The following is a 12,863-nucleotide window of genomic DNA, read 5'->3' as shown; positions in this document are numbered from 1 at the left end:
ATGTTCGTCCGCTTTTTCATAGATCGGCCTATTTTCGCGTCGGTGGTGGCCATCATCATTCTGCTGGTGGGCGTCCTTTCCCTGTTCGCCCTGCCCATCGCCCAGTACCCGCAGATATCGCCTCCGTCGGTGTCCGTCCGCGCCACCTATACCGGAGCCGATGCCGAGACCGTGGAGCAGTCCGTGGCCTCGCCCATCGAAGAGCAGGTCAACGGCGCGCAGGACATGATGTACATGAAGTCCATTTCGGCCAATGACGGTTCCATGAGCCTGACCGTGACCTTCGAGCTCGGTCGTGACCTTGAGCTGGCCACCGTGGACGTGCAGAACCGCGTCAATCTGGCCACTCCCCAACTGCCGCAGGAAGTCCGCAACACTGGTATTTCCGTGCGCAAGCAGTCGCCGGAGTTCGTGCTCATCGTGTCCCTGACCTCGGACAGGCCGGAATACGACACTCTTTTCCTCAACAACTACGGCAAGATCAACATTTACGACGCGCTGCGCCGCATCGAGGGCGTCGGCGACGTGAACATGTTCGGCGACCTGGACTACGGTATGCGGCTGTGGCTCGATCCGGACAAGCTGACCTCCTACGGCCTGACGGTCAGCGACGTCATCAACGCCGTGGAGGAGCAGAACACCCAGGCTCCGGCGGGCCAGATCGGTATGCCGCCCACGCCCAGGGACCAGCAGTTTCAGATGACCCTGCGGGTCAAGGGCCGTCTGGCCGATCCCGGGGAGTTCGGCAATATCATTCTCAAGGCCAAGGCCGACGGGTCCACCGTGCGCATCAAGGACGTGGCCCGCGTGGAGCTGGGTGCGAAGAACTATTTCACCTTCGCCCGGCTCAACAACCAGCCCAACGCCTCCATGCTCATCTACCAACTGCCCGGCTCCAACGCCCTTGAGGTGTCCAGACAGGTTCGGGCGACCATGGATGAATTGGCCCATTTCTTCCCCGAGGGCGTTCATTACTCCATTCCCTACGACACCACCCGTTTCGTGAACTCTTCCATCGACGAGGTCATGGACACGTTGTACGAGGCCCTTATCCTTGTCTTCCTCGTGGTCTTCGTTTTCCTGCAAAACTGGCGTACGACCATCATTCCCATGGTCTGCGTGCCAGTCTCGCTGATCGGCACCTTCGCCCTGTTCCCGGTGCTCGGGTTCTCCATCAACACCCTGACCTTGTTCGGCCTGGTGCTGGCCATCGGTATCGTTGTCGACGACGCCATCGTCGTGGTGGAGGCCACCCAGCGCAACATTGACGAGGAGGGCATGTCGCCGAAGGAAGCCACGAAGAAAGCCATGAGCGAGGTCACCGGGCCGATCATCGCGAGTACCCTGGTGCTCATCGCCGTGTTCATTCCCGTGGCCTTCATGGGCGGCATCACCGGCCAGTTGTACAAGCAGTTCGCCCTGACCCTGTCCGTGTCCGTGGCCATCTCGTCGGTCAACGCCCTGACCCTGTCTCCCGCCCTGTCGGCCCTGCTCCTGCGGCCCTACAAACCCATTCGCGGCCCGCTCGGCTGGTTTTTCGACAAGTTCAACGCCGTCTTCGACTGGTGCACCCGCAAGTACAACGCCGCCGTGGCCTCCATGGTCCGGCGCGCCTTCATGGGCGTGCTTGTGGTGGCCGTGCTTATCGGGGCGTGCGGCGGGCTGTTCGCCATCCTGCCGTCAAGCTTTGTGCCCGACGAGGACCAGGGGTACTTCATCATCAACGCATCCCTGCCCGAGGGCGCTTCGCTGGAGCGGTCCGAGGCGGTTATGCGCAAGGTCGAGACGTACCTCAAGGACGCCCCCGGCGTGCACGACTATGTCGTGCTCGGCGGGTTCAACCTCCTGACCGGCGCGTATTCGTCCTATACCTCGGCGGTCTTCGTCGTGCTGGACGACTGGGCGGATCGGACATCGCCGGATCTGTCGCTCGCGTCCATCATGGGCAAGGCGCAAAAGGAGTTCTGGTCCATCCAGGAGGCGGTCATCATGGCCTTTGCGCCGCCGCCCATCCCCGGCCTCTCGTCCACCGGCGGTTTGCAGTTCGAGTTGCAGGACCGTTCCGGCAATTCGGTGTCCGAGCTGGCCGCCGTGACCAAGCAGTACATAGCCGAGGCGTCCAAGCGGCCCGAGGTGGCGAACCTGTTCACCACCTTCAGCGACGGCGTACCGCAGTACTTTGTCGAGATTGACCGCGACAAGGTCAAGAAGCTCGGGGTGCCGATCTCCGACGTCTTCAAGACGTTGCAGACCTACCTCGGCGGCTATTATATTAACGACTTCAACAAGTACGGGCGCACCTACCGCGTCATGGCCCAGGCCGAGTCGCAGTTCCGCACCCGGCTTGAGGATCTCAACAGGTTCTACATGCGCTCCGCCAGCGGGGAGATGGTTCCGCTGTCCACTTTAAGCAGCGCCAAGCGCATCTCCGGTCCGGAGTACGTGCAGCGTTACAACGTGTTCCGCACGGTGGAGATCAACGCAGCCACCCCGGCAGGGTACAGCTCGGGCCAATCCATGGCCGCCATGGAAGAGGTGGCCCGGCAGACCCTGCCCGACGGGTACGGGTTCGATTGGACCGCCATCGCCTATCAGGAGAAGCACGCAGGAGGCCAGACAGGGCTGATCTTCGCCCTGGCCATCGTCATGGTGTTTCTGGTGCTGGCCGCTCAGTACGAGAGCTGGACCACGCCGTTCGCGGTCATCCTCTGCGTACCGCTCGGCATCTTCGGGGCCATGTCGGCCCAGTGGTTGCGCGGACTGGACAACAACGTTTACGCCCAGGTTGGGCTGGTCATGCTCATCGGCCTGGCCGCCAAGAACGCGATCATGATCGTGGAATACGCCAAGGAAAAGCATGATGCGGGCATGTCCCTCATGGAAGCGGCCAAGGCAGCCGCGGCCCTGCGTTTCAGGCCCATTCTCATGACCTCGTTCGCCTTCATCCTCGGCGTCATACCGCTGGTCCGGGCTTCGGGGGCGGGGTCGTCCAGTCGACACGCCCTGGGCACCTCGGTGTTCGGCGGCATGATCGCGGCCACGCTTCTCGGCGTGCTGGTGGTTCCCTCGCTCTATACCGCCGTTCAGGGCGCCGGCTCCCGGCTGGGAGGGCTTTTGCGGCGTGGAGGCATAGCCAACAAGAAGGAATAATCGAATAGTCCGTCAACGACTGTGAATATTAGGCCGCCCTGAGGCGGCCTTTTATTGTTTTTCTTCGGGCTTCTGAAAATAATCCTGTCGAGTTGACGGAAAAGAATAATCTGATACCGTTTCAGTATGGAGAATTGTGACATGGGTTCAACGATCGGTAGGGTTGGAAGGCGGCTGGCAGGCGTCGTGTTGGCTGTTTTGCTCCTGACTGGTCTTACATCTGCACAGGCCTCCGAGCCATTGCGTGTGGTCTATCCGGATTTCTGGCCTTTTTTCACCAGAACCGGGGAAGGGTACATGACCGGCTTTTTCTTCGAGATCGTCAACGAGGCGCTCTGTCGAATGGGGATCGGGGCCAATTGGCGGGAATACCCGTGGAGCCGATGCCAGGTCCTGGTCCAGTTGGGTGAGGCGGACGCCATGATTACCGTGCCCACTGCCGGACGACGGGTCTATACGGTGACGCATTCCGATCCGTTCTACGTGAAACAGCTCAGGGTTTTCACCACCGTGGACAACCCCAGGTTGGCCGAGATCAGTCGAATACATTCCATCGACGATATATTCCGTTTGGGGCTTGTGGTCGTCACGTATCACGGCAACGGTTGGAGCGACGAGCATATTCGCTCTCGGGGCATCAAAACCTATGAATCTCCTCAACTCAAAAACGTATGGCTCATGCTGGCCAATCACCGGGGAGACATCGTCATCGAGTGGCCCATGGCCGCATGGCCTCAGATCAAGGCGGGCGGAGTGACGAACCGCATCGTGGAAACTGGCGTCTCCCTGGAGGGAATGCCCTTCCATTTGCTTATCAACCGCAACAGCCCCTATGCCGACCGGCTTCCGGAATTCAACCAGATAATCAACCAAATGCGCGCCGAGGGCCGTCTCGACGCCATCATCGCCAAGTACGTGGACATCCCGTAGCCCCGAGGTCGGGCCGGAAAAGAAAAGGAAAGCCCCGTTTAGCGGGGCTTTTTTTGCATAGGCATATCTATATTCAACTTAATAATATATTGAACATTTATTTAATATACGATAAAAATTGCAGCAATTCAAACATTAAAGGAGGCCTAGAAAATGAGATACTACGTCAACAAAAATGCGCAACCCACCGGCGAACATGAGGTGCACACGATCTCTTGCCGGTACAAACCGTTGTCGGAAAATTGTATCTACCTCGGAGAGTTCTCGAATTGTCATGACGCGCTCAGGGAGGCCCGCAGGTATTATGACAACGTCGACGGGTGTTATTATTGTTGCAACCAATGCCACACCAAATAGCCCGGCAGGACAATGAGAAAGCCCCGCAACGCGGGGCTCTTTTTTTGTCAATGTCTATGGACGTCGACGGGGTGTCCGGGGCCGGAAGTCGTTAATGCGCTTCGGCCCAGTTTTTTCCCACGCCCAGGTCGACCTTGAGCGGCACGTCCAGCTTGGTCACGTTTTGCATGATCTCTGTCAACCTCGCTCCGGCGGGATCGATGTTCGCGGCCGGGACCTCGATTATGAGCTCATCGTGAACCTGGAGGATCAGCCGGGCCTCAAGTTCCTTGAGCCGCTTGTCCTTGTAGGTCTGGACCATGGCCATCTTGATGATGTCCGCGGCGGAACCCTGAATGATGGTGTTGACGGCCTGACGGCGGGCCTGGGCTGCAAGCTGGTTGTTGCGGGAGTGCAACTCGGGCAGGAGGCGGCGGCGTCCGGCAAGGGTCGTCACGAAGCCGTGCGTCTCGGCGTCCTTGACGATGGTGTCGTAGTACGCCTTGAGGGTCGCCATTTTCTCGAAGTATTTCTCCGTGAATTCCTGAGCCTCTGTCTGTTTGATCTGGAGTTCGCGGGCGAGCTTCTGCACGCCCATGCCGTAGATCAGGCCGAAGTTGATGGTCTTGGCCCCGCGCCGTTCATCGGAGGTCACATCCTTGATGTCCTTGTCATGGATGAGCGCGGCCGTGCGTGCGTGGATGTCCTCGTCGTGACGGAAGGCGTCGATGAGCGCCGGGTCCTGGGAGAAATGGGCCAGGACGCGCAGTTCGATCTGGGAATAGTCAGCCGCGGCCAGCAGGTTGCCGTCCGCCGCGTTGAAGCAGGCGCGCATTCTCGGCCCGTGCACTCCCCGGATGGGGATGTTCTGCAGGTTTGGCTGGGAGCTCGACAGCCTGCCGGTGGCCGTGGAAAGCTGGTTGAAATGGGTGTGCAACCGTCCGTCCGCGCCGACCATCTTGGGAAGCGGCTCCAGGTAGGTGGAGCGCAGCTTTTCGAGCATACGGAATTGGAGCACCGCGTCCACGATGGGATGCTGGTCTCGAATTTTTTCAAGCACCTGGTTGGCCGTGGAGCGCAGACCCGTGGACGTCTTGGACCCGGGCTTGATGCCGAGGCGGTCGAAAAGGACCACGGCGAGCTGTTGGCTTGAGCGGATATTGAATTCCTCGCCAGCCAGTTTGATGATGGTCCGGGTCAATTCGTCGAGCTGGCCGTTCACATCGTCCAGGAAGGACTTGAACTCGTTGGGGTCGATGGAGATGCCTGCCCGTTCCATGGCCGTGAGCACAGGGATGAGCGGCAGTTCCAGTTCACGCATGAGCGTGTTCAGGTGCGCGCCCTCCACCTGGCCCCGGATGCCCGCCATGTAGGCCAGCGCGGCCAGTCCCTGGGACTGCGGGTGCAGTCCGCGAACCGCTTCCGCGAATTCCGGGCGGCCGTCTTGGAACATGGACTGACGGAGACGCGCCCAGGTGTAATTGCGCGCCTCGGGGTCGAGAAGATAGGCGGCCAGGCTCAGGTCGAACCATTGGCTCGACAGGATGTGGCCCCAGGCTTTGTCCGCGCGAAGCAGGTCCTGTACGCTCGGCGTGGCAATGACCGAGGCGTGTTCGATCTTGCGCATCAGCTCTTCGGCCGGCCCCGTGTAGCGGTATTCCTGTCCGTTCAGACCCACGAAAAAGGCGTCGTCCTCAAAGGTCAGCCCCACGTCTTCGCCGCCGAACTCCGGCAGGCCGTCAACGGTTTCCGCCACGTTCACATCCAGCGGTTCAGCGGGCGGTTCGTTGGCGGGCGCGCCGCCGAACAAGGAATATTGTTCGGTCGTTCCTGCGGGCGCTGCCTTGGAAACGGGCTTGGGCGTGGAGGCGAGCGGGGGCTGGCCTGCGCGGCTGCCCGTGTCCTTGGGCAGGATTCGCTGCAACCCGCGCAGCTCGTATTCCTCGAAATAGGCGTTCAGGGCGTCCAGGTCCGGCGGCTGGAGGAGAAACTCGTCCATATCCTGTTCGCAGCAGTTGGTTTTCATGCGCGTCAGGTCCCGGTAGAGAAATACATTGTCCAGCTCGGGTTCCACCTTGGCCCGCAACTTTTCCGGCAGCTTGTCCAGATTGTCGCGAACCTCTTCAAGCGTGGGGCCGGTTGCGGCGAATATCTTGCGCGCCGTCACCGGGCCGACCTTGGGGATGCCGGGGATGTTGTCCGCCGAGTCGCCGATCACGGCCTGGAAGTCCGGCCAGGTGGCCGGTTCCATGCCCTCGGCCTCGCGGAAGGAGTCCAGGGTGTGGATGGTTTCCTTGCGGCCCATCTGGCTGACCATGACGACCCGGTCGTCGAGGCACTGCTTGATGTCCTTGTCGGAGGCCAGGATGATGATCGGCCGGTCCGCCTTGTAGCGGTTGGCCAGAGAGCAGATGCAGTCGTCCGCCTCCACGCCGTTGGTGACCAGCAGCTTGATGCCGAGCAGTTCCACTCCCCGGCGCACGGGCTCCACCTGTTCGGCCAGGGGTTCGGGCATGGCCGGCCGGTTGGCCTTGTATTCGGGATACGCCTCGTTGCGGAAGGTCGGGCCTTTGCCGTCCATGAGAAAGACGATGTGCCCGGGATTTTCGTTCTTGAGCAGGTTCATGAGCACGCGCATGACCGTGTTGATGGCGTTGGTCGGGAACCCGTCCGATCGGGACAGGTCCGCGCGGGCGTAAAAGGCCCGGTAGAGCAAGGCTGTTCCGTCGATGAGGTAAACCGGGTCCTTATCGAAATTGAGGCGTTCTTTTAACGACATAGATATGAGGGGGTAGGGGTTAGATGCGGCGGATAGCGGATTTTCGTCCGTGGCCGAGCCGTTTGAGCATGAAGATTTCCGGGTCCACGCCTTCCAGTTCGGACAGGTCGACCTCGGCCCTGGCGGCCTGCTGGTGTCCACCGGCGGAACCCAGGCCGTTCATGAGCTTCTGGGCCATTGTGCCCATGTCGCGCCGCAGTCCGTCGCCGCGGAAGATGCACACGAGCTTGCCTTCGGCCGTGCCTGAAACCACCACCCAGGGGACATTGTGCACGCGGGTGAAGAAGTCGGCGACAATGACCAGGATGTCCGGGTTGTCCACGTTGCCGCAGTGGGCGAAGAGCCCGTGGCCGATGCGCCGCAGGTTGTAGAAGGCGCGGGAGAAATAGCGCATCCAGTCCAGGTGGAATTCACTGCGGCTGATTCGGTTCATCAGCTTGGAGTCCGCGAATTTGTTCAGGTACTTGAAGGCGGCCATGTCCGCGTCGATGAATTCGCGCTCAAAGGTCTTGGTGTCGCAGCGGATGCCGTACATGAGGGCCGTGGCCAGCAGCTTGGCCGGACGGATTTTCATGTTGTAGAGGTATTCGGTCATCATGGTGCAGACCGCGCCGTATTTGGGGCGGATGTCCACGAATTCGGCCTGGACCAGGTTGTCCTGCTGAATGGGGTGGTGGTCGATGACCACCGAAAAGTCGAACTGCTTGAACTCCGGGTTGTGATGGGGCTGGGAGTCCACCAGGGCGAATTTGTCGTATTGGGCCGCGAGATTGGGGATGAGCTTCTGCGTGGGGATGCGGCAGTACCGGATCATGGACAGGTTGTCGGGCCGCTTGATCTCGTTAATCTGCGCGATGGCCGCGGCGTTGACCCGGCGGGTCATGATCCGTTTCAAGGCCAGCGCCGAACCCAGGGCATCCGGGTCGGCATTGATGAGAATCAGCCAGTTGTCTTCCTTGTTGAACAGGCTGAGGAGTTGGTCGACCTGTTCTTCAAGTTGTCGAAAAAGTGCCACGTATTATCCCTGTTTCAGGGTTAACGGCAGCCCGGCCGCAACCAGAAACGCCTGGTCGGCCTGAACGGCGACAGCTTGGTTGAGCGCGCCGAGGCTCCGCACGAAGGCCCGGACCTGACTGCCCGCAGGCAACGGTCCAAGCCCTGTCTCACAGGAGACGAGTATCAAATCCGTGGAGCCCCAGTTGTTGAGAACTGCTATGAATTCTTCAACTTTTTCCGGCTCACATCCGGCTTCCCTGCAGGAGAACAGCCAATAATCAAGGCTGTCCACCAACACGGCCGGAAATGTCAATTTAGCCTTTTGGAGCGTATGAGGCAAGTCCTCGGCGACTTCCGCCACTTCGATATACGGAGTCCGGCTTTTACGGTGTTTGCGAATTTGTTCGCGGAACTCCATGTCCCGAGCCTTTCCGGTGGCCACGAACAGGGTCGGACCGGAGGCTTGGGCGAGCAGATCGAGGGCAAAATCGGACTTTCCGGATTTGTTGCCGCCGAGTACCAGGGTAATCATTTATTGTTGCTCCATTGCGAAAACCATTGGGCGAAGAGGTCCAAGGAGTCGAACAGCTCCTCTTCGCGGAAGACTTCAAGGGTCAGGGTGATGTCCGAGGTCCGATCTACCAGGTGCCGCAGCAGGACCTGTCCCACCGGGTCCAGCTCGCGCAGGGGCCAGTGGCGCATGTCCCGTTCGGCCCCGTAGACATGCAGCATTCGAACGCGCTCCCAGAGGCCGGGCAGTCGGAGAATGTCGCGCTGTCCGTAAGCCAGGATATGGCCGATGTCCAGGCAGGCGGAGAAGCCGCCCTCGACGACCTCGTCCCATACCGGGGTCAGGCTGCACAGGCCAACGTTCTCGATGAGGAAGCGGGACGGCGGCACGCCTTTGTCCCGCAGTCGGTCCGCCAGGGCCGGGAGCATGTCGGGCGCGGTGGGCGGATGCAGCACGTAGGCATGGGGCGAGACCAGGGCGAGCTTGTCGATCAGCCCGTCGATCTTTTGCCAGACCGTGTCGATGCCCGCTTCCCACGGCAGGTCCAGCGGCATGTGCACGTGCCAGGAACAGGGCAGGTCTGCCAGCCAGGGCGGCAGGTCCTCGTCGGTGTAGGCCAGGCAGGATTCGGTTTCGAAGAACAGCAGCGCGATCTCAGGGAAAAAATCGGCCAGGAACAGGCTGTTTTCGGCCACCCCGGCGGGCAGCACGGCCGAGGGCGCGGCCAGATTGAACGGGAAGCGCACATTCCATTTCTCCTCGACATCGCGCACGGAGGGGAGGTCGGGACGCGCTGATTCGTCTTTGGCCTTTCGGGCCTCGGGCGGGAATCCGTTCGGTTTCCGGGAATTAGAATTTTGGTGCATGGCGTTTGCGGCGCGCCGTCCGGATGGCGGGCGGCGTGGCGGGGTTTGGGCTATGGCCGTGTATAGAGAATTGTTTCAACATCGGTTTCACACCTTGGATGTTTACCGCCGGTTACACCGGCTCGGCGTCTTCGCGTCCCGCAGATCATGCGGAGCGTGAAGGTGTCGCTTCTTTCTCTAGTCGAGCAGGCCGAGCTGCTTTTCCTTGGTCACCTTGCGTGCGGCCAGGGCTGATTTTGTCAGGAGTGCCTCGGGGATTTCCCGCAGATAGCGTGACCTCGGCAGAGACAGGGTCCTGCCGAAGAGCTGTCTTTCCTGGGCGTAGGTGAGATAGAGATTGCGCCGCGCGCGCGTCATACCCACGTACATGAGGCGGCGTTCCTCGTGGAAACGCTGCCCCCGGCCGGGGGTCAGAGTGATTTTTGCGGTGAGGAGGTCCATGCCCGCGAACGGCAGGATGCCTTCCTCGCAGGCGGGCATGAACACGGCTTCGAATTCCAGCCCCTTGGAGGCGTGCAGGGTCATGATCTGGACCTTCTCCGCGGTTCGGCGGACAAGTTCCAGCTCAGTTTGCAACGATACCCAGTTGACCAACCCCTGCCAGCCGCCGCGCCGGTCGAATTCGGCCTTGAGTTCCTTGAACTGGCGGCTGTCCCAGAAAAACTGGTCGAAGGGCGGGGTTTCGTTCAGGTAGGCGGCCAGGCCGACGGGGCCCTTGGCCAGAATGTGATCCGGAATCTCGATGGTGTCTTCCACGCCGGACAGGGTCATGCCCAGGAATTGCTGCGCGGCCTTGAGGATGGCGGCCACGCGCGGTTCCTGCCAGAATCCTTCCAGTTCGGGGGTGGACACGGGCACGCCGGCGCGCTTGAGCGCCTTTTCGATGGTCGGGATGATCTGCTTGAAGCGCACCAGCACGGCGATGTCGCCCGGAGCCATTTCGCCGCCTCCCTCGTTGTCCGCGATGGAGTGGCTGGTGGCCCCGATGAGCCCCTTGATCTTGTCGCTGATCCAGGTGGCCTCATGCAGGGAGTCCGGGGCCTCGAACATGTGCATGGTGGCGGTGATGTCCTTGCGGGCCGTGAGGCGCGGCGAGTCCGGGAAAAGGTTGCCCGCGCCATCAAGGATGGTCTGGCCAGAGCGGTAGTTGTCGGTCAGGGTGATGGATTTGATGTTCGGCCACAGTCCCTTGAGGTGTTCCTCCACATTGCCCACGGCACCCCGGAATCCGTAAATGGACTGCTTGGGGTCGCCGATGAAGAACAGTCCCTCGCCCGCGGTTCCGGCGATGCCCTTGATGACGGCCAGTTGCAGGGGGCTGAGGTCCTGGACCTCGTCCACCAGGACATGGCTGTAGGGCATGTGGAAAGTGGGCGCGCCGCTCTGTTCGAGCATGAACTCCAGCAGGTCGGTATAGTCGACCAGGTCCCAGTGGTTTTTCTGGTTGCCGTAGTTGATGTGCGCCTCGGCCAGATTCTCGGGTAACTCGGTCAGTTGTTCCCGGGCCAGGAGGTACTTGTTCCAATAGTGGTTGAGGTTCCTGCCCGAAAAATCCGGGTTGACCTCGACGAAAAGTTTTTTGGCCGCGTCCTCGGGCACCACGATGGGCGTCTCGGAATAGGCGTGCTTCCAGTAGTCGAAGCACAGGGAATGCAGGGTGCCCGCCTGGGGCATCTCGGCATTTTCGCCGCGAAGGGCGTGCAGCCTGTCGCGCATTTCCTGGGCGGCCCGCTTGGTGAAGGTCAGGGCCAGGATGCGCTTGGGGTTGACGCCTTCGTCCATGAGCCGTTCCACCCGTCCCATGAGGGTCTGGGTCTTGCCCGTGCCGGGACCGGCAAGGACAAGCACCGGGCCGGGGCCCGCGTCGATGGCTTGCCGCTGGCCCTGGTTGTAGGACAGCGGCACGGCCTCGATCTTGGGCCTTGCGACGGCGCGGCAGGGCGTGGTCAGCCCCGGATCGGGCCGGGGTTCGGGACGGGGAATGTGGATCAGTTCGCCCCCGTTCTTGATCTGGGCCCGCTCTTTTTCCGAGAAGACCGAGATGACGCCGAATTCACCGTCGAACCCGGCTTTGCGGATGACCTGCCCGTCGCGCATACGGGTGATGCCTTCGGCCAGGTGGCAGGAAAAGCGGTTGAGATCCTCGGCGGGTGCCCGCTGGAGGATGTCGAGTTCGTTGCCGAACTCCCGAATGAGCTTCATGTAAAGGTGGTTGACCTTCTTGGAGCCCGGACCGACGCCGAGCACCTCGGATAGGATCTCCTTGAGCGGAATGAGCGAGACGAAGCCGGGCGCGCCCGCAGGCTGGACCGGCTCCTCGCGGTCCGCCAGTTCCAGCACGCGGTTGTATACGCCCACGGTCACGGGCTTGCCGCAGACCGGGCAGATGCCGTCGCGGGCGATGGTCTCGTGGGGATCCATGGATACGCCGCATTTGCGGTGGCCGTCCATGTGGTACTTGCCCTCCTCGGGGAAGAATTCGACTGTGCCGAGGAATTTGTTCCCCAGCCCTTCGCCGCGCAGGGCGCGGTAGATGCCTTCATAGGAAATTTCGCCGCGGAACAGGTTGGTTTCCCGGCCGAGCTTTTCGCCGGAGTGGGCGTCGGAGTTGGAGATGAGCCTAATGCGGTCCAGTTCGGACCAAGTCCAGTTCATTTCGGGGTCCGAGGAAAGTCCGGTCTCCATGGCGAATATCTCCTCGGCGTAGTCGCCGAAGCATTCGCGGATGGAATTGAAGCCGGATTTGGAGCCGAACAGGGAGAACCACGGCGTCCAGATGTGGGCCGGGACCAGGAATGCCTGCGAGTGGGTGTCCAGCACCAGGTCCAGAAGATCGCGGGAGTCCAGTCCGAGGATGGGACGGCCATCCGAGGCCAGGTTGCCCACTTCGCCGAGCCTTTCGTTGAATTTGTACACCGCGTCCAGGTTGGGCATGAAGACAAGGTTGTGCACCTTGCGGACCTTGCCGCCGCGCTTGTAGATCGAGCTGATCTCCGTCTGGAGCATGAAACGGGTGCGGCCGGGAATCTCTCCGTCAAAGGTGGGGATTTCCTTTTCCAGCCCGTCGGGCTCCCTGAGGACGAAAAGGCCCTTGCCGTTGTCCTCCAGTTGCTCTTCGATTTCGGCCAGCCATTCGGGGTGGGTGAAGTCGCCCGAGCCAAGGACGGAAAGTCCCTTGAGACGACCCCAGGCAGCCAGGTTCCGGATGGTCAGGTTCTTGCTGGTGGCACGCGAAAAACGGGAATGAATGTGCAGGTCGGCGGTGAATCTTTCCATGGACTGAACAGTATAGGTA

At 61.1% G+C, this 12,863-nt stretch carries 7 protein-coding genes; 2 read left to right on the top strand and 5 right to left on the bottom strand.

Annotation, left to right across the window (positions count from 1 at the left end):
• Both LF599_RS12830 and LF599_RS12825 read left to right on the top strand, forming a co-directional pair.
• Entirely contained in the window at positions 1 to 3,150 is a 3,150-nt protein-coding gene (locus LF599_RS12830; RefSeq protein WP_279521055.1) for an efflux RND transporter permease subunit, read from the top strand.
• A 126-nt stretch (positions 3,151 to 3,276) separates the two neighbouring features.
• On the top strand, positions 3,277 to 4,080 hold the full coding sequence (locus tag LF599_RS12825) for a substrate-binding periplasmic protein (RefSeq protein WP_319023421.1): 804 nt from the start codon (positions 3,277 to 3,279) through the stop codon (positions 4,078 to 4,080).
• Between the two features lie 448 nt (positions 4,081 to 4,528).
• Here the strand turns inward: LF599_RS12825 and polA are convergent, their stop codons facing one another.
• From polA to LF599_RS12800, 5 genes are all read right to left on the bottom strand, one after another.
• The gene (gene polA / locus LF599_RS12820) at positions 4,529 to 7,195 is read right to left on the bottom strand and encodes a DNA polymerase I (RefSeq protein ID WP_279521053.1); all 2,667 of its coding nucleotides are present in this window, start codon (positions 7,193 to 7,195) and stop codon (positions 4,529 to 4,531) included.
• Positions 7,196 to 7,214: 19 nt separating this feature from the next.
• Positions 7,215 to 8,210 carry a DHH family phosphoesterase gene (locus LF599_RS12815; RefSeq protein WP_269942128.1) on the bottom strand — a complete coding sequence of 332 codons (996 nt, stop codon included), beginning with the start codon at positions 8,208 to 8,210 and terminating at the stop codon, positions 7,215 to 7,217.
• 3 nt (positions 8,211 to 8,213) lie between these two features.
• Complete coding sequence (locus LF599_RS12810; protein WP_279521052.1) at positions 8,214 to 8,723, bottom strand: bifunctional adenosylcobinamide kinase/adenosylcobinamide-phosphate guanylyltransferase; 510 nt, start codon at positions 8,721 to 8,723, stop codon at positions 8,214 to 8,216.
• A complete protein-coding gene (cbiR, locus tag LF599_RS12805; RefSeq protein WP_279521051.1) occupies positions 8,720 to 9,448 on the bottom strand; it encodes a cobamide remodeling phosphodiesterase CbiR in 729 nt (242 codons plus the stop codon). The genes LF599_RS12810 and cbiR overlap by 4 nt, the downstream gene beginning before the upstream one ends.
• A 297-nt stretch (positions 9,449 to 9,745) precedes the next feature.
• A complete protein-coding gene (locus LF599_RS12800; RefSeq protein ID WP_279521050.1) occupies positions 9,746 to 12,844 on the bottom strand; it encodes a UvrD-helicase domain-containing protein in 3,099 nt (1,032 codons plus the stop codon).
• Positions 12,845 to 12,863 lie beyond the last annotated feature (19 nt).

Origin of the sequence: Pseudodesulfovibrio thermohalotolerans, from assembly GCF_021353295.2 — a bacterium.
Classification (GTDB): domain Bacteria; phylum Desulfobacterota; class Desulfovibrionia; order Desulfovibrionales; family Desulfovibrionaceae; genus Pseudodesulfovibrio; species Pseudodesulfovibrio thermohalotolerans.
Note: the sequence above shows the minus strand (reverse complement) of the source record. Positions and strands in the feature narration are given on the sequence as shown.

Excerpts from the sequence above, each read along its gene's own strand:
- LF599_RS12830 (WP_279521055.1), top strand. The coding sequence starts at position 1 with ATGTTCGTCCGCTTTTTCATAGATCGGCCTATTTTCGCGTCGGTGGTG.
- LF599_RS12825 (WP_319023421.1), top strand. The coding sequence starts at position 3,277 with ATGGAGAATTGTGACATGGGTTCAACGATCGGTAGGGTTGGAAGGCGG.
- polA (WP_279521053.1), bottom strand. The coding sequence starts at position 7,195 with ATGTCGTTAAAAGAACGCCTCAATTTCGATAAGGACCCGGTTTACCTC.
- LF599_RS12810 (WP_279521052.1), bottom strand. The coding sequence starts at position 8,723 with ATGATTACCCTGGTACTCGGCGGCAACAAATCCGGAAAGTCCGATTTT.
- LF599_RS12800 (WP_279521050.1), bottom strand. The coding sequence starts at position 12,844 with ATGGAAAGATTCACCGCCGACCTGCACATTCATTCCCGTTTTTCGCGT.